Raw genomic sequence first — 20,617 nt, 5'->3', positions numbered from 1 at the left:
GTTGAGGGTTCTTTCGGTGGTACGGAAGTGACGCGGTGGTACGGAGGTGGCGCGGCGGTACGGAGGTGGCGCCGGGCCGCCGTTCAGGCGTCCGGGCCCGGCGCTCGCCGGGCGAGCCGGTGGAGGGTGTCGAGTACGTCGTCGAGCCAGGCGATCGTCATGCGCTCGTACGCGATGCCGCCGCGCAGCACGACGTGCTGGAGCTCCTGGCCCGCGTCCGGGGGTACGGACGCCTCGGGCCCGGTGAAGTCGCGCGCCTCTCCGGCGAGGTAGTGGGCGAGGCGGTCGTGGTGAGCCTGGCGGTGGCGCTCGACCTCGCGGATCAGGGCGGCCGGGTCGTCGAAGGCGGCGCCCCGGATCTTGACGGCGAGGTCGTGCCTCAGGCTCTCGGGCTCGATCGGCTTGTGCAGCCAGTCGGCGAGGGCACCACGGCCCGGGCCGGCGACGGAGTACTCCTTCTTGTCCGGCCGGCCCTGCTGCTCGACCTCGCGGACGACGAGCCGGCCGTCGGCTTCCATCCGGCCGAGGACGCGGTAGATCTGCTGGTGGCTGGCGGTCCAGAAGTAGCCGATGGACCGCTCGAACCGCCGGGCCAGCTCATAGCCGGAGCCGGGCTTCTCCAGCAGGGAGACGAGGATCGCGTGTTCGAGCGCCATACTGCGATCCTTCTATGCAACTCGTTGCATAGACAAGTCGCAGCGGCCGGGTGAGACACGGCTCACCCGGGCCGTCCCCGCCCTCGGGCCCCGCCGGACCCGGGGGACAATGAGCGGCGCACCACGCATCTCCCCGCCTATTCGTCTGCCCGCTTGCCGTATCAGGAGAGCCACCGCCTTGTCCCAGCACCTTCCGCTCACCGGCCACCCCGACCTGCAGGCCGACTGCGGGAACTGTTTCGGCCTCTGCTGTGTGGCGCTTCCCTTCGCCCGCTCGGCGGACTTCGCCGCGGACAAGGCCGCGGGAACCCCGTGCTCCAACCTCCAGGAGGACTTCGGCTGCGGGATCCACGAGCGGCTGCGCGGCAGCGGCTACCAGGGCTGCACGGTGTTCGACTGCTTCGGGGCGGGCCAGAAGGTCTCCCAGGTCACCTTCGGGGGCCGCAGCTGGCGCGAGGAGCCGGGTTCCGCCCGCACGATGTACGAGGTGTTCCCCGTGGTGCGGCAGCTGCACGAGCTGCTGCGGTACACGGCCGAGGCCCTGGACCTGCCGGCGGCGAAGGCGGCCCACGGCGAGCTGCGCCGCGCCTACGACAGGATCGACGCGCTGACCCGGGGCAGCGCCGAGACCCTCCTCGCCACCGACGTACCGGCCCTCCGCGCGGAGGTGAACGCCCACCTCCTGCGCGCCGGTGAGCTCGCCCGCGCCGCCGTCCCCGGCAAGAAGAAGAACCATCGGGGCGCCGACCTCTTCGGCGCCCGGCTGCGCGGCGCGGAACTGCGCGGGGCCACCCTGCGCGGCGCCTGCCTGATCGCCGCCGACCTCTCGGGCGCCGACCTGCGCGACACCGACCTGATCGGCGCGGACATGCGAGACGCGAACCTGTGCGGTGCCGATCTGACGGGCGCCCTCTTCCTCACCCAGCCGCAGCTCAACGCGGCCCGGGGCGATGCTGCGACCACGATCCCGGCCGGTCTGCGGAGGCCGGGGCACTGGGGCTCCTGAGCTCCGGCCGGCCGGAGCTCAGGAGGCCTTGACCTCGGTCTCAGCTTCAGCCTCAGTTTCGGCCTTCGCCGAGTGCCGGTCGAGGTACCTGGTCACAGGCGTCGCCGCGACCCCGTGGACCACCACGGAGATCAGGACGGCGAAGACGACGACCGCCCACATCTCCAGCGCGTACGCCCCGAATTCGCCCTCCCCCAAGGCGTAGGCGAGGTAGAAGAGCGAGCCGATGCCCCGGATGCCGAAGAAGGCGGTGGCCGCGCGCTCGTGCGGGCGGCCGGGGCCGCGCAGCTGGGCGATCCAGCCGGTGGCCGGGCGTATGAGGAAGTGCAGCAGTACGCCTATCGCCGCGCCCCGCCAGGTGAGCGAGGCCAGGCCGCCCGAGGCCACGAAGGCACCCACGCCGAAGAGGAGCAGGGCCATCAGCAGGCGTTCGATCTGCTCGACGAAGGCGTGCATCACCTTGTTGTAGCCGTGGCTCCGCTCCGACCTGCGCAGGGCGCACGCGGTGGCGAAGACGGCGAGGAAGCCGTATCCGTGCAGGGCCTCGGTGACCCCGTAGGACAGGAACATGGCGGCCAGCGCCACGAACCCCTCGCCCTGTTCGGCGAGCCGCAGCGACCTGGCCCGGGACCGGAAGAGCAGCTGCCCCAGCAGGAGCCCGATGGCGACGCCCGCCGCCACGCCCACCCCGATCCGCACGAGCACGTCGCTCCAGGCCCAGTGCGTCAGCCAGCCCCCTGTCCAGCTCTCCCCGGCCGCCGCGAGAGCGACCGCCGCGAGGACGAAGGGGAAGGCGAGCCCGTCGTTGAGCCCGGCCTCGCTGGTCAGCGCGAAGCGGACCTCGTCCTCGTCCTCCTTCGCGTCGGACGGCTCCCCCACCCGCACCTCGGAGGCGAGGACGGGGTCCGTCGGCGCGAGGGCCGCGGCCACCAGGAGCGCGGCGGAGACCGGCCAGCCGAGGAGCCACCAGACGGCGAGCGCCGTCGCCCCGATCGTCAGGGGCATCGCCACCCCGAGCAGCCGCCAGGTGGCGGCCCAGGAGCGCAGGCCGAAGGGGCGGTTGATGGCGAGGCCCGCACCCATCAGCGAGGTGATCACACAGAGCTCGGTGAGGTGCTGCGCCCAGACCCGGTCGGCGACCGGGTCGACCTCGGGCAGTGGCAGCGGCGTCAGGTAGAGGAGCACTCCGGCGGCCAGGAAGACGATCGGTACGGAGACCGGCAGGCGGGAGAGCAGCCGGGGCAGGGCCGCGGCGAGGAAGGCTCCGATGCCGAGGCACCCGTACACCGCACCCACGGTGGTGATCGACACGTCCGGCCTCATCTTCTTCTGTCGTGTCCGGCCGGCCGCCCGATGCGGACCGGCCGGGGAGGGGCGGCGGCTGCGAGGCCGCTGCCGGGAGGGATCAGGCGAGGTCCCGGGGGACGGTCTCGTTCCAGGTGCGGGAGAAGACCCGGCGGCCGCCCTCGTAACCGTCCAGGGTCGCGTCGACGGTGAACTCCTCGGCGCTGGAGGTGAGTACGGTGCTCGTCTCGACCCGTACGTCCCAGCCGCCGGGCCTGGCGAAGGTCATGGTCCATGCCGAACGGCCGCTCAGGGAGGAGAAGTCGTCGGCCACGGAGGTGTACCTCTCGCAGGCCCGCAGCCCCACCTCGATGCCGTTGTCCTCGTACCGCTGCAGCCCCCGGTCCTTCACGATGTCGAGGGCGGAGTGGTAGTCCACCAGGCTCCTGGAGACGTTCCAGGCCTGCTCGGGCTCGGTGAGCCGGGTGACGGGGGGCGGCCGGCAGCCCTCCGGCTCCCCGAAGGACGCCTGGGGCATGCCGTCCGGCTCCTCGGTGGGCCGCACCGGCAGGGTCAGGGCGGCGCCGTCGTCGTGGACGGTGAGCAGGACCGGTTCCGGGGCCGGCCAGACCAGGGGCCAGTACGAGGTCGAGAGGGAGAGCCGGATGCGGTGACCGGGCGGGAACGCCTGCGCGACCCCGTTCAGCGGGATCCGGGCGTGGCAGCGGCGGCCGGGTTCCAGCGGCTCGGGGTGCTCGTCGCTCTCCCGGTGGGTCAGGTTCAGTACGCCGTACGTGACCCGGGTGGCGCGGCCGTCCGGTGCCACGTCGGAGATCCTGGCGGTGATCTGGGCGACGGGGGCGGAGGCGGAGACCTCCAGGTCGACGGAGGGTGAGCCGAGGATCTCCACCCGCTCGGCGAGCGGCTCGGTCTCGAAGACCAGGGAGCCGCCGTCCTCCTCGCGCTGGTCGTAGGGGAGGTCGGGCGGCGCGTTGTAGGAGGCCCACTTGCCCGCGAACTGGCCGACGGAGAGCGGCGACCGGACCGTACGCGTACGGCCTCGCGGGAGGGGCTCCTCGTCGTCCGCCGTCACGATGGTGGCGCCCCGCAGCGGGTGCACCACCTCCTTGATCTGCGGCGAGGGCCAGGAGGGTTCGGCGACCCAGCGGCCGGGGCGCTCCTCGTACGAGGTGGAGGGCGGGACGCTCTCCTGCATCCAGGTGCGGAGCATCGGCCCGTCCATGACCCCGTTGTCGATGCCCTTGAGCCAGTGGTCCCACCACTTGACGACTTCCTGGAGGTAGCCGATGGCCGGTCCGGGTTCGCCGAGGTGCGGCAGCTTGTGGGACCAGGGGCCGATCAGCCCCTTGCGGGGGACGTCGACGTTGGCCAGGAGCCGGGTGACGGCGTTGGAGTAGCCGTCCGCCCAGCCGCTGGAGGCCAGGACGGGGCACTGCAGTTGCGAGTAGTCCTCGTTGAGGGACGCGTGCTGCCAGTAGGCGTCGCGGTGCGGGTGGCGGAGCCATTCGAGGACCCAGGGGCGGGCGGCCTCCAGCCGCTCCTGCCACATGTCACGCCACCGCTCCCCCACCAGTTCGGGGTCGGGCGGGCAGGTGGCGTACGCGAACATGGTGCCGGCCTCGGCGAGGTTGTCGGAGAGCATGGCACCGCCGAGGTAGTGCATGTCGTCCGCGTACCGGTTGTCGGTGAACGAGGCGATGACGATGGCCTTCAGGCTCTCGGGCCGGCGCGCCGCCGTCTGGAGCGCGGCGAAGGCGCCCCAGGAGATGCCCATCATGCCGGTGTTCCCGTCGCACCAGGGTTGCGCGGCGACCCAGGCCAGCACCTCTTCGGCGTCGCGCTGCTCCTGCTCCAGGTACTCGTCCAGGAGGACGCCCTCCGACTCCCCGGTGCCGCGCAGGTCCACGCGTACACAGGCGTAGCCGTGGCCCGCGATGTACGGGTGGTGGATGGCGTCCCGGGTGGAGGTGAGGTCGTTCTTGCGGTACGGGATGTACTCCACGACGGCGGGGACCGGTTCCCCGTCGGACGACACGGGCCGCCAGATCCTGGCCGACAGGCGCACCCCGTCCGCCATGGTGATGGTGACGTGGTTCTCTTCCTCGGTCTCGTACGGGAGTTGCTCGACGAATCGCATACGGGTGGCAGGGTCCTTCCTGACGTCGGGTCCGGTGGGGGCGGGTACCCGGGACGTCACGAAGAATTCCGGCCGCGCCCGCCCGGTTCCGTCTCGTCGAAGCTCAGGCCGAGGGCGGCGACGCAGGCGTCGAACTTGCGGCGCAGGTCGTCCTCGTCGTCGCCGCCGGTGAAGATGTGGGCGACCTCGTAGCTGTAGCTGTCCTGGCCCTTGACCGAGGAGAGCCGCTGGCCCTCGGAGGGGACCATGTCGATGTGGACGCCCGGGATGTCCCGCTCGATGGCGGCGATCTCCTCGGCGGTGGGCACCTGGTGGACGCGGCCCTCGCCGAACCAGCGGTAGTACCACTTGGCGGCCACCTTGTAGCGGCCGCCGCCCGCGGGCAGGGCCGGGTCGCCGCCGAGGGCGAGCCGGAACATGCGGTGGTGGTTGGGCACGCCGTCGACGAAGTTGAACATCTCCGCGTGGGACTGGGAGTGCCGCGGGTTGATCTCCAGCAGGCTGATATCGGCGGTCTTCGGATCGTAGAAGTACTCGATGCTGAAGGTGGCCGCTTCCATGCCGATCTGCCGCATGGTGCGTTCGCTGACCTCGTGCAGCTGCTGGATCACCGGGGCGGGGAGGGTGCTCGGGTACTGGTGGCGCAGGAAGGAGGAGGAGTCGGGGTAGTTGATCGAGTCGAGGACGCCGTAGACGGTGACCTCACCGTTGTGCACGTATCCCTCGACGGCCACCTGAATTCCGGTCATGGCCTCTTCGGCGAGACAGACCTGGCCTCCCACACCCGCCATCTCCGGCGGGAGTTCCAGCAGATCGAGAATGGCTTCGAAGGGCTTTCCGACCCGGGCTATGCCCCCGCGTATCTCCGCCACCGCCGTACGGAATTCGTCCATGTCCGAGACGCCGAACGCCAGCTCGGAGGAGTAGGCCAGGGCGGGCTTCAGCCACATGGGGAAGCTCATCCCCTCCGGCGGCTGCGGATCGTCGCTGTCCAGGTCGACGATGCCGAAGCGGGGATGTGCGTCGATGACCTTCCGCTGTTCCAGCCGGCTCCAGTACTTGTGCTCGCACTTGACGACGGATTCGAGGCTGGTGCTGGTCGTCCCGTACTCCTTGCTCAGGAGGGGGACGAGGGTGCTCACCGGGAAGTCCCAGTAACCGACGATCGCGTCGATGCTGCCGTCGTGCGCGTCGAGCACAGCGCGTGCGCGGGTCAGCAGTTCGTCGACGGTGGTGGCGTCCTCCTGCAGCTCCTTGACGCTGAGGAGCGGGTGGAGGCGGTGGCCGTCGGCGTCCGGAACGGCTTCGAGGGTGCGCCGGTTGGCCTCGTCCATTCCGATGATGAAGATGTTCTTGCGCTGATCCTGGGACACAGGGATTCCTCTCGTCGGCAGCAGGGTTCTGCGCCGTCTACCCCTGTGCGGGGGTTCAAACGGGAAGGCCGGCGACCGGGAATACCGGGCCACTTCCGTTCGGGGCATTGTGCGCCTCCGGTGCGTACGGCGGGGATTCACGGGGCACCAGTGTCGCCGTGCCCACGGACCGGCACCCTCCCCCGCCCGCCAGCTCGAAGGAGACACCCCGTCATGCGCGCACTCGCCCTCGTCTGTACGTTGAACGCCTCGCCCGCCCGCTCCAGCAGCCACCACCTCGCCGAACAGGTCATGACCGAGTTCGCACGCCACGGCGTACGGGGCGAGGTCGTCCGGGTCGCCGACCACGACGTCCGCCCCGGGATCGAAGTGGACATGGGCGACGGCGACGCCTGGCCCGCGATCCGGGAGAAGGTCCTGGCCGCCGACATCCTCCTGGTCGCCACGCCCATCTGGCTCGGCCACCCCTCCAGTGTCTGTCAGCGCGTCCTGGAGCGGCTGAACGCCGAATCGTCCGAGACCGACGACGAGGGCCGCCCCCACACCTACGGCAAGGTCGCGGCCGTGGCCGTCGTGGGCAACGAGGACGGGGCGCACAAGGTGAGCGCCGACATCTTCCAGGGGCTCGACGACGTCGGCTTCTCCCTGGCGCCCGGGGCCGTCACGTACTGGGTCGGCGAAGCCATGCAGGGCACCGACTACCAGGATCTGGACGAGACGCCCGAGGCCGTCGCCTCGACCACCAAGGCCCTCGCCGCCAACGCCGTCCACCTGGCCCGTCTGCTCGCCGACGCCCCCTACCCGGCGTCCTGATCCGGGCCCACAGCAGCACGCACCCTTCAGGCAGGCACCGAGGTGGAGACCGGGGTGTTCCGTCTCCCGGCCGGGCGTCGCAGCTGCTCGCGCGCCGCGACGAGCGCCGCGGCGATCTCACGGGTCCCGGTGGAGACGCAGAGCGTGTAGCTCACGTCCTCCAGCCCGCGGGCCACCCCGTCGCCGCCTTCGCCGTGCTGTGCCCGGAGTTCTTCGTAGCGGCGCAGAAGTTCCTCGAGTACCTCGGGGTGTGCCATCAGCATCGCGCTCTGCCTTTCTCTCACTACCAAGGGCACCCGCGGGGGCCGAACGGGTGCGGAAAGCGTTCCTGGGACGAACAGGGGACATACGACAGCACGCCATCAGCGGCGCACGGCGCATGCCCGGGGTAATGCCGAATACAAAGGAATACAAAGGGAGGGGCAGGGGATGATCCGGTGACAGCGCGGCTCATCAGGAGGAACACGGACGGATGAGAGCCGGCCGATTCCTGACCTCTGCCCTTTGACTGTGCCCAGCCGCGTGCCATTCATGCAAGCGTGAGATCCGTGTCCGTCACTCCAGTGGCCGCGGAACCGGGGGGCGGGCGTGCCCCCTCCCCTCCGGCGTTGTTTATTGGGGCTCGTAAGGGAAACGCGGGTGGGCGTCCCTCGGGAATCGAGTCCCTCGGGGAATCGAGACGGACAAGGAGTACCTCATGCCTGCTGGATCCAGCGCGAAGCGTGAACGCCAGTACGAGCACATCAAGGAGAGCCAGGAGGAGCGGGGCACCTCCGAGAAGCGTGCCAAGGAGATCGCCGCGCGGACGGTGAACAAGGAGCGGGCGCGGTCCGGCGAATCCAGGACAGCGAGCAGGACGTCGACGAAGGACAGGAAGTCCGCTTACGAGCGCGGTGGCGAACGCTCCCACAAGGGTGCGCAGGGTCCGACGAAGGACCAGCTCTACGAGGAGGCGAAGAAGAAGAACATCGACGGGCGCTCCTCGATGAAGAAGGCGGAGCTGCGGCAGGCGCTCGGACGCTGACCTTCCGTGCAGCCGATGAGCCCTACGCAGAGGAGGACGCATGAGCGACGAAGCACGCGGCGACGATGTGTACCAGCCGCAGAACGACGACGGCCAGGACCCGCCCAACGACGAGCTCGACCTGGAGAACACGCTCGGCGAACGTGATCTGGACGATCAGATGGAGGAGGGGTACTCCCCTCCCGAACGTCCTCTGGGTGTGAACAAGTTCGGCACCACGGGCGAGGAGGAGCGGGAGGGTGAATCCCTCGACCAGCGGCTCGCCCAGGAGGTCGCGGACGTCCAGCCGCCCGACGGTGACGGCATCGGCGATGTCGCGGAGGGCGAGGGCGAGCCGCAGGAGCGGATCGACGGCGACGCGCGGGCCGGGCGGCTCACCGCGGCGGACGACGCGACCGGCCGGAACACCGACGTCTTCGCCGAGGACGTCGGCATCGACGGCGGGGCCGCGTCGGCCGAGGAAGCGGCCGTGCACGTGGCCGACGAGGAGGACGGCGGAGGCCGGGAAGCCTGACCGTCCGGACCGCACGTAACCGCGTCACCGTACGCACGGGGCACGGCAGCGAAGGAATCAGGGGCACATGGCAGCAGGCGCGGCGATCTTCGACGTGGACGGCACACTCACCGACACCGATCATCTGCATGTGGTGACGTGGTGGGAGGCGTTCCGGCAGGCCGGGCACACCGTGCCGATGCCGGACATCCACCGGGCGGTGGGCCTCGGCTCCGGCGATCTGATCGAGCGGCTGCTCGGTCCCGGCCGGGACCGTGACCAGGACTCCGCCATCAGCTCCGCGCACAAGGTGCTCTACGGGACGTACTTCGACCGGCTCCCCGCCTTCGAGGGGGCGGGCGAACTGTTGCGGACCCTGGCCGGGCGCGACTGGCGGGTCGTCCTCGCCACCTCGGCGAGCGGACCGGAGCTGGCGGCCCTGCGGCGGGCCGTGGACGCGGACGAGGCCATCCGGGATACGGCGAGCTCGGCACCGCTGGCGGCCGTTGCCGACTTCCAGCTCTCCTCGATGACGTCCCAGCCCTCACCGCTCAGCTCTCGCAGAGCGGCGAATCCGTCGGTCGGCCCGGTCGCGGAGAATTCGCGCAGCCAGGGCTGCCAGCGCTTCAGTTGCGCGCGCGAGGAAGCAGGTCCCGGCCGGAGGGCGGCGGGTTCCTCGCGGAACCACCGGGCCATGGTCTCGGACGCGTACGTCAGGGCTTCGTGGCCCAGCTCCGCGTTGGCGATCGCGTCCAGCAGGACCGTGAACTCCAGTCCGAGCTCGTCGCGGTGGAGCGACCCCAGATAGCGGTCCATCCACCACGCGGCCTCACCGAGCCGGCCCATTCTGGACCAGGTGAGAGCGAAGAACAGTTTGGACTTTGCCTGATCGCGCGAGAACGCGTACGACGTGGCCCGGGAGACCTTCCGGTCGTCACCCCGATACCGGGCCGCGACGGCCATCGCGGCCGGTGCCAGCCAGTACGTCGGCTCCGACAGCCAGCGTTCCCCGACACAGGCGTCGATGGTGGCCGTGTCCATGGACCCGTCCTTCACCGCATGCGCTGTCAGCTCGTGGACCAAGCCCCGGGCCAGATTGCGGGTCCGCTGCCGGTCGGCGTAGTCCGCCTTCCAGATCACCGTCAACTGGGTGCGTTCCGCGTGGGCGTTGGCCACGATCTGGTGCCTGCCGTAGCGCTCCAGGAAGTCGATGAAGGCGTCGTGTGTGCTGGTCACCGTCCGGGCCATGGCGGCGACCTCCTTCCGCACCTCTTCCAACACCGCTTTTTGGTCGCCCAGTTCACCCCGCAAGTGGGCCAGCACCGCGTCACGGCCGGGTGACTCCGCGATCATGCGGCGCAGAACGTCCGAGCCCTGCTCCTGCGCCTCGCGGAGGCCTCCCACCCCCTCTTGCAGGTGCTCCAACGCCCGCACATAGTCCTGCTGTTCATCCATGAGCCCCCGCCGAGATTCCTCGCCACATGCGAACCCGGCTCATTGTCCGGACAGTGATGCTCCTCCGGAACTACTCTGGCGGAACTCAGCCATCACCACGGGGGAAGCGTGCTGGAAGACCACAGTGCCGTGAGCCGACTCTCCTTCGGCAAGGATGACGCGGAGAGCGATATCACCGTCGGACTGCTGAGCTCTGCAGTGTTCCAGGAGACTTACGCCTACCGAGAAGCGCTCTCCGGCCGGAAGTCGTTGATCATCGGCCGGAAAGGGGCGGGCAAGAGCGCGATCTGCCAGCAGCTCGGCAGCGCCGGTGGCCACCCGGGCCCCACAGCCATGATCACGCCCGACGACGCCGCCAGCAACGAGATCCGCCGGTTCGAACTCGTCGGCATCACCGACGACACGGCCAAGTCCCTCATCTGGCGCTACCTCTTCGCCGTGCAGGCCGCCCACGATGTGGTCACGCACGCCCGTGCTTCACACGGGCGGCGCACACCGGGGTCGGTACGCGCGCTGCGGAAGTTCCTGGAGATGAACGACGAAGCCGCCGACGAGCGGCTGTACGACCGCCTGCGCCGCGGCGTACAGGGGCTGCAATCGGCGAGTCTCTCCCTCAAGGCGTTCGGAGTGGAAGCAGAGGTCGACGTGGCCGGCACACCGGAAGGGGCTCGCGCCGACCGGCAGCTCGGCGTCCTCGAACGGGGCGTCGCCCTCGCCTTGGAGGAGCTGGGCTGCGCCACGGAGCACGTGCCCCTGCTCTTCCTCGTGGACAAGGTGGACCAGGGCTGGACCATCGACCCGGACAGCCACTCCCTCGTCACCGGCCTGCTCCTGGCCGCGAAGCACGTCACCGGCCAATACGGTGGTGCGGTGCGCTGCGTGCTCTTCGTGCGCGCGGACATCTACGACTCGCTGCGTTTCAGCGACGCCGACAAGTTCCGCAGCGACGAACTGCGCATATCCTGGACACAGCAAGGGCTTGAGGACATGGCACTCGCCCGCGCCAGGGCCTCTCTGAAGGTAAACCTCACCTCCGAGCAGCTCTGGGGGCAGCTCTTTCCCGCCGAGGTCTCCGGTGAGCCGATAACCGCCTATGTGTTCCGACGGTCGCTCCCGCGCCCCCGCGATGCGATCCAGTTCCTGAACCTGTGCCGTGACGCGGCCCACGAGCGGGGCAACGACCCCATCGCACAAGGCGATGTCATCGCGGCCACCGATAAGTTCTCCGCCTGGAAACTCGATGACCTCGCAACGGAGTACCGAGTCAACCATCCCTACCTTGAATCCCTGTATCCGATTTTTGAGAACACCGGATACATCGTCATGCGCCAAGCGCTGGAGACCCGCTTCGACGCCCGCGCCGAGCAGCTGCGCCAGGAATTCCCCGACTACGCCGACAACCTCACTCCGACAGGGCTGATATCCGTCCTCTACGGCATCGGATTCCTGGGGGTCAAACGCGGCAACGACGTGGTGTACGCGGGCGGGCCAAAGGCTCCGCCGCAGCCCGGGGAGGACGAATTCCACGTCCATCCCTGCTTCCGGCCAGCGCTGGGCAGCCAGGGCCCCGTCGAGCTCACCGCGTACAGTCCCACCCGCGTCGGGAACAACACCCGGGCGGCCACCGGGTCGATAGCCTCCGATGTCGGCCTTGGAGTCAGCCGCGACGTGCAGCTGCTGAACCGGGTCATCCAGTCCTGCGAGCGCTTGCTGCGCCGGCTGCCCCGTGCCGCTCTGCCCGAATCCATCGGGGTCGAAGTCCACTCCCAGGTCAGCCATGTTCTGGGTGACGCGCGCGCTGTCCTGGAGGAACTGCGTGCCGGCTCCGCCGTGGACGTCTCCCGCCATGCCCTGGCCGCCTCGGGCTATTTCGACCGCATTGCCGTCCAGCTCTCGGACCACGGCTTCCAGCCGGAGCCCATCACGCGGGGCTTCGCAGACGAAGCCCGGCTCCTGGTCCGGGCTGTCGGGGGCGCCGTGGGCGGTGGCAGCGGCTCCTCCTCGTCCCACTAGAAGGTGTCTGACAATGCCTCGTAGATCGGCGGGCGGGGCCGGACTGGGGCATGCTGGAGCGGGCGCGCTGACGCGCCGTACCGCTGGGGCAGGGGGGCCGACCGGTGCTGCGCATCCACTTCACGGCACAGGACCTCGCGCGGACGCGCGTGGCGACGACGATCGGCGCGGCGGCCGAGACGTACTACAGCCTGGAACTGCTGCGCGAGCGGCGGGACACTGCGCGCTTCGGCCACTGGCGGGCGGCGGTCGCACCCCGGATGGGGGTGGAGACCCGCCCGTTGACGTCCTTGCTCCCGGCCCGCGGGCCGGGTCTCGACCTGCTGGCCCTGACGGGCGATGTGCCGTCCCTGGACCACGCCGTGGACAACCTGTTGCACACGCCGGTGTCCCGGCTGCGCCGTGAGTTCGAGGGGGTCGACTTCTCTCCGGCACAGCGGCCGTGGGCCGGGCGGCTGGCCGAGGGGGACCGTGACGCGCTGCGGGAGTTCGCCGGGGCTGTACGGGCCTGCCACCGGCTGGCCGTGGAGCCGTACTGGCACAAGGGGCGTTCGGAACTGGTCGCGCTCGCCTCCCGCTACGCGAACCTGGTCCTGGAGGGAGGGGTCGATCTGCTGCTGCGCTCGCTCTGCGCACCGCTGGTCCGCTGGCGGCCGCCGGTGCTGGAGGCCGCGTACCCACGCGCGGTGGAGGTGCGCCTCCAGGGCAGAGGGCTGATCATCGCGCCCACGGTCTTCTCACCCCGCGCGGTGAGTCTTCTGTGGGACCCGCTCGACATCTCCCAGCCGCCCCGGCTGACCGTGCCCGCCCTCCGTGATCCGCTGACCGGTGCCGGGCCGGACGGCTCCCCCGGCCGGAACCGGAACCTGGAGTCGCTGCTCGGCCGCACGCGGGCCGCCGCGCTGCATGTGACGGCGGACGGCTGTACGACGACGGAGCTGGCCCGCAGGCTCGAAGTCTCGGCCGCGGCCGCCAGTCAGCACGCGACGGTGCTGCGGAACGCGGAACTCATCACCACCAGCCGCCGGGGCGGTTCGGTGCTGCACCTCATCACCCCGCTGGGGCTCGCCCTGCTGAGGACCGCCGGCACGGTGCCGGAGGCGTGAAGCCGAGCTTCAGGCCGGGCTTTAAGCCGTGGCTTAACAGCTGGGCCGCGCGTGCCCGGGCCCGCAGGATATGAAGCCGCAACCGGCCCACACCTGGACATCGCATGCGTACGCACCTCGCCGCCGCCCTCGGTACCGTCGCCCTGGCGGCCGGCACTCTGCTGGCCCCCGCCGCCGACGCCCGTGCCGCCGACGCTCCTGTCACCGACTTCCGTGTCGCCGTCGGGAACACCTGGACGACCGGCACCATGACCTGGCACAACCGGTCGGTCACCGTGACGGGGACGCACAAGTCGGTGAGCACGGCCGGGCCCGCGTACTGCCGGCTCACCTGGGGGTACACGTACAACGCCGCCGACACCGTGAAGCTCGGCTCGAAGGGATCCGCCTCCGCGGCCACGGCGTGCGGGACGGCCAAGAACTTCACCTTCAGCGTTCCCGCGGATGTTCCGGGCGGGGCCGGGCTCGTACGTATCTGCCTCGACGACGGCAACTACAAGGACCTGCTCTGCCACCCCTACCGGCGCCCCTGAACCCCGCACCCCGTCACCTGAACTCGAGAGGTACCTCAATGTCGCATCGTCTCCCGGCCCTGGCCGCCGTGGGCGCGATCATGCTGCTCGCCGGTTGTTCGGACGGCGGCGGGGAGAACCCGGCGCCCGCCGGACTCCCGGGCGCAACGCCGTCGGTCACCGTGTCCGCCCCGACGTACACGCGGTTCGAGGACTTCCCCGGCGGCGAGCTCCTCCACACCGGCATGGGTGAGCCGTTGGGGGTCCGGGTGAAGCCCGTCGACACGATGTGGGCACCTGAGCTGGCCGGCGAATCGGCCGCCGCCGGGAAGCACTACCTCGCGGTGTACGTCGCGGCGACGGGGGAACTCCCCGATCGCGGGGTGAAGAGCGCCAGGATCACCGGCCTGACACTGCGATTCCAGCCGGCTTCGGGCACCTGCGCGAAGGGCCCCTACATGGAGGAGGGGGAGATCGACTGCACGGTCGAGGCGTTCCCCCGCAGTCAGCTCGCCCAGGTCGCCGACGGCGAGTGGCGGACCTTCGCCTGGACCGACATGAGCGTCATGGGGTCTCCGCTCCAGCGCGGCGAGACGCAGATCGGCGTGTTCGGATTCAGCGTGCCCGACGCCGTGGACCCCACCGGATTCGAGCTGTGCGCACCGACCAGGAAGAACCCCATCGACAGCAGCGGATTCCCCTGCGTGCCGGTGAAGGTCCCTGAGGAGCCCCGGAGCTGACACACCGGGTACCGACCGCCCGGCTCCAGTCAGCCGGCTCGGTTCGGGCGGCTCAGTTCGGGCGGCTCAGTTCGGGGTGAGCATGCCTTCCCTCAGCGTGGTGAGGAGGCGGGAGAGCAGCCGGGAGACATGCATCTGGGAGATCCCGAGGTGCTCGCCGATCTGGGCCTGGGTCATCTCCTGGCCGAAGCGCATCCGGACGATCTCCCGGTCACGGTCCTCCAGGGTCTCCAGCAGCGGGGCCAAGGCGTGGATGTTCTCGACCAGTTCCATACCGGGGTCGCAGTCGCCGGTGATGTCGGCGTAACTGGTGCCGCTGTCGGTGCCGCCCTGCTCGGTTCCGCCGAGCGGGAGGTCGATGGAGCCCGCGGTGTAGCCGTTCGAGGCGATGAGGCCCTCGATGACCTCTTCCTCGGTGATGTCCAGGTGCTTCGCGAACTCCGCGACGCCGGGGTCGCGGCCCAGGGTCGAGGTGAGCTCCTCCTTGGCCTTGGCCAGGGTGACCCGCAGCTCCTGCAGGCGCCGGGGGACGTGGACCGACCAGGTGGAGTCGCGGAAGAAGCGCTTGATCTCACCGACGATGTAGGGAATCGCGAAGGAGGTGAACTCGACCTCGCGCGACAGCTCGAAGCGGTCGATCGCCTTGATCAGGCCGATGGTGCCGACCTGGATGATGTCTTCCATCTGGCCGTCTCCGCGGTTGCGGAAGCGCTTCGCCGCGAACTGCACCAGCGACAGGTTCATCTCGATGAGGGTGTTCCGCGCGTACTGGTACTCGTGGGTGCCCTCTTCGAGAACCTGCAACTGCGCGAAGAAGAGCGCGCCCATCGCGCGGGCGTCCTTCGGGGCGACCTTCTGCGGATCGTCGATCTGCGGGAGCGCCACGGGTGCGACGGCTCTGCTCGGAGCCTCGGTCGTGGTCTCCATGGATATCGACATTGCGAACCTTCCCCTGCCCCAGACACTGCCGCGGAGTTCCGCCTGCACAAGGCTGCGTCTACCCGGAGTTCGGCGGTACACGCCTCGATGGGACACGCGTTCTATTTCGCGAACTTCGCCTCGTACAGAGCGCCTCGTACAGATCGATGGGTGACGACGCGGTTGTCGGGTAGCCGGAGCACGACGGCGGCGTACACATCCGGATGAGGACGTTCCGTCGCGACCGATCGAGGAGAGCAAGGTGACCTCATCATGAGCACAGCAGAGCGGCAGGCCGGCGCCGACAGCGAGCATGTCGGTGCGCTGGTTTCACGAGCCTCGCAGCAGATCTCGGAGCTGGTCCGCGAGGAAATGCAGCTGGCACGTTCGGAGATGACACAGAAGGGCAAGCGCTACGGGAAGGGCGGCGGCCTCTTCGGCGCCGCGGGCCTCATCGGCATCCTGGCGGCCCAGGCACTGGTGGCGACCTGCATCGCCGCACTCGCCCTGGCGCTGCCCCTGTGGGCGGCGGCCCTCATCGTCACGGGGGTGCTGGGGGCGATGGCCGCCGCGGCCGCCCTGGCCGGGAAGAAGCAGATTGCCCAGGCAGGCACCCCCGCTCCCGAACGGACCATCGACAGCGTCAAGGCCGATCTGGCCGAGGTGAAGGAGAAGGCACACCGATGAACGACGAATCGCAGAACAAGATGGGCACACCCACCCCCGAGGAGCTGCGCGAGCAGGTCGAGCGGACGCGCGACGAACTCGGGCAGACCGTCGAGGCGCTGGCGGCCAAGGCCGACATCAAGGCGCAGGCGAAGGGGAAGGCCGAGGCGGTGAAGGCACAGGCAGCGGAGAAGACCGCCGCGGTGAGGGAGCAGGCCGCCGTGAAGGCCGCGTCGGCCTCCGGGCAGATCCGGGAGAAGACGGGTCAGGCCGCAGAGCTGGTGAAGGACAAGACGCCCGACGCCGTGCTGGAGAAGACGGCGCAGGCAGCCGCGCAGGTGCGTGAGAGTGCGACCAGGGCAGGGCAGTACGCGGCGGACAGGACGCCCGACCCGCTGCTGGAGAAGGCGGGCCAGGCCGCGACGGCGGCACGCGCCAACCGCACCCCGCTCATCGCGGGCGGCGCGATGCTGATCGCCTTCCTGCTGATACGCCGCAGCCGCGGACGCAACCGATGAGGGCGTCCCGAATCGCCTACAAGCCGGTCGGCATGGCACTGGGCGCGGTCAGCGGCATGATCGCGGGCGCCGCGTTCAAGCAGGCGTGGAAGCTCATCGAGGGCGAGGGCGACGCTCCCGACGCCTTGGACGAGGACCGCCCGTGGGCGCAGATCCTTCTGGCCGCCGCCGTACAGGGTGCGATCTTCGCCGTGGTCAAGGCCACGGTCGAGCGGTCGGGCGCCCAGGCCACCCGGCGCGTCACGGGCAGTTGGCCGGGCTGACCCGCCGCGGTGCCGGCCCTCCCGCAGAGGCGCCGGCACCGCCCGTCCGGCATGCCGGGGCGTTGATCACCGGCGGAAGCCGCGACGACGGGCCTACGCCGTGAACCTCCGGCGCCAGGCGAGCGAGACGGACACCAGCGCCACCGGGACAGGCACCTCGATACGACGGGATTCCGCTGCTCGCTCATGACGATCGACCACTGATTCGATGTTTATCGATACTGCAGCCGGAGCACCCCACCCCACATAGATGGGCGTCAATATAGATGGACCAGGCCCCGCGGGCCTAGCCGGTCGGTGCGGCGAGCAGGCCGGAAAGGATCTCCAGGCCGTCCCGCCGGGCGCGGTAATAGACCCAGGTGCCCCGGCGCTCGGACGTCACGAGGCCCGCTTCCCGGAGGATCTTGAGGTGGTACGAGATCGTCGGGGCGGAGAGGTCGAAGGGGCCCGTCAGATCGCAGACACAGACCTCACCGTCGGCCGCCGACGCGATCATCGAGAACAGGCGGAGCCTGATCGAGTCGCCCAAGGCCTTGAACATCCTGGCCGCGCCGGAAGCCTGCTCCGCGTCCAGTGACGCGGTCATGACGGAGGGGCAGCAGGGCTCTGACGTAACCACTTCCAGGCGTGACACGAGCCCATTTTCACGGTGGTCCAGTCATTGTGCAACCAGCTCGCGGGGTCCGCAGGAAGCGGATCCGGGCGAGCCGCGCGCTGCTCCGCGAGCCGCCGCACGGCTCGGTGGACCCGGCGACACCGGGCGTGAGAACATCAGCACATGTTGACATCAGTTAACGCTGACATCTTGCGGGCGCTGGCGGATCCCCTGCGTCTGCGGATCGTCACCCTGCTCGCACGCGAGTCCCTGTGCACCACCCACTTGGTGGAGGAGACCGGCGCCCGGCAGACGAACCTGTCGAACCACCTCAAGGTGCTGCGGGAAGCGGGCGTGGTCGAGACCGAGCCCTGCGGCCGGTGGACCTACTACCGCCTCAAGCCGGAGGTGCTCTCCGGCCTCGGCGCCGAGCTGGCCCAGCTCTCGGCCCAGGCCGAGGAGACCGTCGCCACCGGACGTACACGCCCCTGCTGAACGGCACCGCCCGGCACGGCACCGCACCGCACCGCACCGCACGGACCGTCAGGACGAGCGGCCGTCATAGGAAAGGACCCACGCTCATGGTTCTTCGGGTTGTCGTCGTCGGCGGCGGGCTGATGGGAGCGGCTGCCGCCTGGAGCCTCTCGGTGCGCGGCCACCGGATCACCGTGCTGGAACGTTTCGGTCCGGGCCACGACCGCGGCAGCTCGTACGGCACCTCCCGGATCTTCCGGCTGGCGTACGCGGAGCCCTCGTACACAGAGCTGGCGCTCCGGGCACTGCCCCTGTGGCGGCGGCTGGAGGAGGAGAGCGGGCAGCCGGTGCTGACGCTCACCGGGGCCGTCGACCACGGTCTGCCCCGAGCGGTGGGCAGGCTGGCCGACGTGCTCGCCGGAGCGGGCCGGTCCGCGCAGCGCCTGTCCCCCGGTGAGGTGGCCGACCGGTGGCCGGGGCTCCGGGCCGACACGACCGCGCTGTACCACCCGGACGCCGGCCGGGTGCACGCCGACGACGCCGTGTCCGCGCTGCTGAAGGCGGCCGGGCAGCGGGGGGCGGAGGTACGGCACGGGGTGCGCGTGACGGAGATCCGGCACGCCGGGCGTACCGGGGGCGGGGTCACCGTGGTCACGGATGCCGACGAGGCGCTGACGGCGGATGCGGTGGTGGTCGCCGTGGGCGGCTGGGCGCCCGGTTTCCTGCCGGCCGTGGTGAGCGGCCTGCCGCCGATGCGCGTCACCCAGGAGCAGCCGGCGCACTTCCCGGTACCGGACGCGCTGGACTGGCCGTCGTTCATCCACCACCCGGGGGCCGGCTGGAACGTGCCGGGCGGTCTGTACGGGCTGGGCAGCGCGGACGGCGTCAAGATCGGTCTGCACGGCGTCGGTCCGGTCGTGGACCCCGACCACCGCGACCGTACGCCGGACCCGGCGGCCGTCGACCGCCTCCGCGCCTACGCCCAGGAGTGGCTGCCCGGCGTGGCCGGCACCGAACCGGTCCCCCTCACCTGCCTCTACACCACGACGCCCGACGAGGACTTCGTCATCGACCGGCAGGGCCCGGTCACCGTGCTGGCAGGCTTCTCCGGGCACGGCTTCAAGTTCGGGCCCGCCATCGGCGAACTCGCCGCCGACCTGGTCGAGGGTCGACCGGGCACCGCCCGGTTCGCCCTCGGCCGCGCGGCACCGACGCGCTGAGCCGAAGAGCCGGAGACCTGCCGGAGAGCCGCCGGGGACCGCGTGTGACGGACGGTCATACGTCGTCGGGTGCGACCGCCTCGACGCGTAGTTCGGTGCCGCCGAAGGTCACCGTCGAGCCGTCCAGGTCCCAGCCGGGTGCCGGCCGGGGCGTCCCGACGGTCCACTGGATGCCTGTCTGGCTCCTGTCCGGCCTCACGATCAGCCCGAGCGTGACCCGCTCCTGCCCCGACCTGGCCGGCCGCCCGGTAGAGACCGGCGGGGGCCTCGACCACGAGCAGGGTGAAGGCCACCTTCCGGCTTCCGCGAGAGGCCGTTCCTGTCAGCGACCCGTCCTCGACGGTGCCGTGGAACACCGCCTCCCCGTCCTCGCCGGTGAGCAGCAGGGCTGAGCCGCCCGCCGTGCCGCTCAGCCATGCCACGTCGGCCGCCCCGTCCGTGACATGGGCGATGGCCCTGGTCGCCCGGACGACAACGGCGATCGTGAAGCGTCCGTCGTCGCTGGTCCCCACGTAGCGCGCCTTCTCGTCGGGGGCGACGAACGCCGCGGGTGTCTTCCCCGGTAGGCCCGCGGCCCGAACAGAGCGCGCGGACGCCATGACAACCGAACGGACCGACTGTCACGGGCGCCGCTTGCTCTCCGCTTAACGCCCGCTTGCCTGCCCCGAGCTGCGAGGACAGCCCGGGGAAAGGCGGGGGAAAGGGGCGGGGCGGGGTTGTCCGGTGTGGTGCAATGCCGGGCAGTGCAGTGCAGTGGGGGCACCGGACGACCCCTCTGGGGGGCGCCCCCCGTTCAGGAGGAGCCGGGTGCGGCGGGCAGGTCGAGGAGTTTCTCGCCGCCGGTCGTACGGATCACGTATCCGGCGATGTCCTCGGCCGCCATGCCGAGGCACCCGACGGCCAGCAGCCTCTCCTTCGGGGAGCCCGGCAGGCCGTAACCGCCCTCCGGCACCTGCCAGGTGAGAGCCGTCTCCTCGGTGCCGTCCTCGGCCACCGCCACGAGAACGCAACGCCGGGGCCAGTTCGGTCAGCACCCGGCGCTCGGAGGAGTCGAGGAGCCCGTAGCTCCAGTCGAGTACGGCGCGCAGCGTACGGTGCCGGGCCGGGGCCGTACGGTCGCCCCTGGTCAGCAGGGCGAACCGGTTGTCGAGGCGGGCCGTGATCTCGCGCACCGTCAGCAACCGGACGTGGGCGGCGGCGAGTTCCACGGCGAGCGGCAGCCCGTCGAGCCTGCGGCACAGGGCCCGGACGTGTTCCCTGGCCGCCGCGTCCACGGCGAAGGCCGGCTCGATCATGACGGCCCGTGCGCTGAAGAGGTCGGCCACCTCCT

23 protein-coding genes and 1 pseudogene are annotated in these 20,617 nt (G+C 70.5%); 15 read left to right on the top strand and 9 right to left on the bottom strand.

Features of this window, described 5'->3' with window-relative positions:
• Nucleotides 1-83 precede the first annotated feature (83 nt).
• Complete coding sequence (locus ACK8N7_RS33060; protein ID WP_500444761.1) at nt 84-656, bottom strand: PadR family transcriptional regulator; 573 nt, start codon at nt 654-656, stop codon at nt 84-86.
• Between the two features lie 109 nt (nt 657-765).
• Between ACK8N7_RS33060 and ACK8N7_RS33055 the strand changes: the two genes are divergently transcribed.
• Entirely contained in the window at nt 766-1,662 is an 897-nt protein-coding gene (locus ACK8N7_RS33055; protein WP_500444759.1) for a pentapeptide repeat-containing protein, read from the top strand.
• 18 nt (nt 1,663-1,680) lie between these two features.
• Here ACK8N7_RS33055 and ACK8N7_RS33050 read toward each other — a convergent pair whose 3' ends face one another.
• The 3 genes from ACK8N7_RS33050 to ACK8N7_RS33040 all read right to left on the bottom strand — a co-directional run bounded on the left by ACK8N7_RS33050 (nt 1,681) and on the right by ACK8N7_RS33040 (nt 6,477).
• Nucleotides 1,681-2,985: a cation:proton antiporter gene (locus ACK8N7_RS33050; protein WP_500444757.1), complete on the bottom strand. Its 1,305-nt coding sequence runs from the start codon at nt 2,983-2,985 to the stop codon at nt 1,681-1,683.
• An 82-nt stretch (nt 2,986-3,067) separates the two neighbouring features.
• Nucleotides 3,068-5,104: a CocE/NonD family hydrolase gene (locus tag ACK8N7_RS33045; RefSeq protein ID WP_403217647.1), complete on the bottom strand. Its 2,037-nt coding sequence runs from the start codon at nt 5,102-5,104 to the stop codon at nt 3,068-3,070.
• Nucleotides 5,105-5,160: 56 nt separating this feature from the next.
• On the bottom strand, nt 5,161-6,477 hold the full coding sequence (locus ACK8N7_RS33040; protein WP_403217648.1) for an ATP-grasp domain-containing protein: 1,317 nt from the start codon (nt 6,475-6,477) through the stop codon (nt 5,161-5,163).
• A gap of 213 nt (nt 6,478-6,690) precedes the next feature.
• Between ACK8N7_RS33040 and ACK8N7_RS33035 the strand changes: the two genes are divergently transcribed.
• Complete coding sequence (locus ACK8N7_RS33035) at nt 6,691-7,290, top strand: flavodoxin family protein (RefSeq protein WP_500444756.1); 600 nt, start codon at nt 6,691-6,693, stop codon at nt 7,288-7,290.
• A gap of 26 nt (nt 7,291-7,316) precedes the next feature.
• On the opposite strand, the gene ACK8N7_RS33030 is transcribed toward ACK8N7_RS33035, so the two are convergent.
• Nucleotides 7,317-7,553, bottom strand: coding sequence for a DUF5133 domain-containing protein (locus ACK8N7_RS33030; RefSeq protein ID WP_403217650.1), 237 nt, complete (start codon nt 7,551-7,553; stop codon nt 7,317-7,319).
• A 434-nt stretch (nt 7,554-7,987) separates the two neighbouring features.
• Between ACK8N7_RS33030 and ACK8N7_RS33025 the strand changes: the two genes are divergently transcribed.
• The 7 genes and pseudogenes from ACK8N7_RS33025 (at nt 7,988) to ACK8N7_RS32995 (ending at nt 14,633) form a co-directional block, all read left to right on the top strand.
• Nucleotides 7,988-8,314 (top strand): plasmid stabilization protein, encoded by a 327-nt coding sequence (locus ACK8N7_RS33025; RefSeq protein WP_500444755.1) that lies wholly within the window; start codon nt 7,988-7,990, stop codon nt 8,312-8,314.
• Between the two features lie 40 nt (nt 8,315-8,354).
• Nucleotides 8,355-8,828 (top strand): DUF5709 domain-containing protein, encoded by a 474-nt coding sequence (locus tag ACK8N7_RS33020; RefSeq protein WP_329222797.1) that lies wholly within the window; start codon nt 8,355-8,357, stop codon nt 8,826-8,828.
• Between the two features lie 67 nt (nt 8,829-8,895).
• Nucleotides 8,896-9,297: pseudogene (locus ACK8N7_RS33015) on the top strand (HAD family hydrolase); the annotation flags it as partial.
• Nucleotides 9,298-10,391: 1,094 nt separating this feature from the next.
• Nucleotides 10,392-12,275, top strand: a complete 1,884-nt coding sequence (locus tag ACK8N7_RS33010; protein WP_500444754.1) for a P-loop ATPase, Sll1717 family — start codon at nt 10,392-10,394, stop codon at nt 12,273-12,275.
• Between the two features lie 104 nt (nt 12,276-12,379).
• Complete coding sequence (locus ACK8N7_RS33005) at nt 12,380-13,381, top strand: ArsR/SmtB family transcription factor (RefSeq protein WP_403217653.1); 1,002 nt, start codon at nt 12,380-12,382, stop codon at nt 13,379-13,381.
• Between the two features lie 104 nt (nt 13,382-13,485).
• Nucleotides 13,486-13,914 (top strand): hypothetical protein, encoded by a 429-nt coding sequence (locus ACK8N7_RS33000; protein WP_403217654.1) that lies wholly within the window; start codon nt 13,486-13,488, stop codon nt 13,912-13,914.
• 38 nt (nt 13,915-13,952) lie between these two features.
• Complete coding sequence (locus tag ACK8N7_RS32995) at nt 13,953-14,633, top strand: hypothetical protein (RefSeq protein ID WP_403217655.1); 681 nt, start codon at nt 13,953-13,955, stop codon at nt 14,631-14,633.
• 66 nt (nt 14,634-14,699) lie between these two features.
• Here the strand turns inward: ACK8N7_RS32995 and ACK8N7_RS32990 are convergent, their stop codons facing one another.
• Nucleotides 14,700-15,560, bottom strand: coding sequence for a SigB/SigF/SigG family RNA polymerase sigma factor (locus tag ACK8N7_RS32990; RefSeq protein WP_403217656.1), 861 nt, complete (start codon nt 15,558-15,560; stop codon nt 14,700-14,702).
• 264 nt (nt 15,561-15,824) lie between these two features.
• Here ACK8N7_RS32990 and ACK8N7_RS32985 point away from each other — a divergent pair, with 264 nt between their 5' ends.
• From ACK8N7_RS32985 to ACK8N7_RS32975, 3 genes are read left to right on the top strand one after another with little or no spacing between them, the layout of a single operon-like run.
• Nucleotides 15,825-16,238 carry a phage holin family protein gene (locus ACK8N7_RS32985; protein ID WP_500444753.1) on the top strand — a complete coding sequence of 138 codons (414 nt, stop codon included), beginning with the start codon at nt 15,825-15,827 and terminating at the stop codon, nt 16,236-16,238.
• Nucleotides 16,235-16,735 (top strand): DUF3618 domain-containing protein, encoded by a 501-nt coding sequence (locus ACK8N7_RS32980; RefSeq protein ID WP_403217658.1) that lies wholly within the window; start codon nt 16,235-16,237, stop codon nt 16,733-16,735. Before ACK8N7_RS32985 ends, ACK8N7_RS32980 begins: the two co-directional genes overlap by 4 nt.
• Nucleotides 16,732-16,998, top strand: coding sequence for a DUF4235 domain-containing protein (locus tag ACK8N7_RS32975; protein WP_031121907.1), 267 nt, complete (start codon nt 16,732-16,734; stop codon nt 16,996-16,998). The genes ACK8N7_RS32980 and ACK8N7_RS32975 overlap by 4 nt, the downstream gene beginning before the upstream one ends.
• A gap of 286 nt (nt 16,999-17,284) precedes the next feature.
• Here ACK8N7_RS32975 and ACK8N7_RS32970 read toward each other — a convergent pair whose 3' ends face one another.
• On the bottom strand, nt 17,285-17,584 hold the full coding sequence (locus ACK8N7_RS32970; protein WP_403217659.1) for an ArsR/SmtB family transcription factor: 300 nt from the start codon (nt 17,582-17,584) through the stop codon (nt 17,285-17,287).
• Nucleotides 17,585-17,776: 192 nt separating this feature from the next.
• Between ACK8N7_RS32970 and ACK8N7_RS32965 the strand changes: the two genes are divergently transcribed.
• Together ACK8N7_RS32965 and ACK8N7_RS32960 are read left to right on the top strand one after the other, a co-directional pair.
• Nucleotides 17,777-18,088, top strand: coding sequence for an ArsR/SmtB family transcription factor (locus tag ACK8N7_RS32965; protein WP_403217660.1), 312 nt, complete (start codon nt 17,777-17,779; stop codon nt 18,086-18,088).
• Nucleotides 18,089-18,174: 86 nt separating this feature from the next.
• On the top strand, nt 18,175-19,287 hold the full coding sequence (locus ACK8N7_RS32960) for an FAD-dependent oxidoreductase (RefSeq protein WP_403217661.1): 1,113 nt from the start codon (nt 18,175-18,177) through the stop codon (nt 19,285-19,287).
• Nucleotides 19,288-19,342: 55 nt separating this feature from the next.
• Here the strand turns inward: ACK8N7_RS32960 and ACK8N7_RS32955 are convergent, their stop codons facing one another.
• Nucleotides 19,343-19,486, bottom strand: coding sequence for a hypothetical protein (locus tag ACK8N7_RS32955; RefSeq protein WP_500444752.1), 144 nt, complete (start codon nt 19,484-19,486; stop codon nt 19,343-19,345).
• 83 nt (nt 19,487-19,569) lie between these two features.
• On the opposite strand from ACK8N7_RS32955, the gene ACK8N7_RS32950 reads away from it, so the two are divergent.
• Nucleotides 19,570-19,803 (top strand): hypothetical protein, encoded by a 234-nt coding sequence (locus ACK8N7_RS32950; RefSeq protein WP_500444751.1) that lies wholly within the window; start codon nt 19,570-19,572, stop codon nt 19,801-19,803.
• 277 nt (nt 19,804-20,080) lie between these two features.
• Here ACK8N7_RS32950 and ACK8N7_RS32945 read toward each other — a convergent pair whose 3' ends face one another.
• On the bottom strand, nt 20,081-20,287 hold the full coding sequence (locus ACK8N7_RS32945) for a hypothetical protein (protein WP_500444750.1): 207 nt from the start codon (nt 20,285-20,287) through the stop codon (nt 20,081-20,083).
• Between the last annotated feature and the right edge of the window lie 330 nt (nt 20,288-20,617).

Source organism: Streptomyces griseobrunneus, assembly GCF_046713465.1.
Taxonomy (GTDB): Bacteria; Actinomycetota; Actinomycetes; order Streptomycetales; family Streptomycetaceae; genus Streptomyces; species Streptomyces microflavus.
This window is presented reverse-complemented; position numbering and strand designations above follow the sequence as displayed.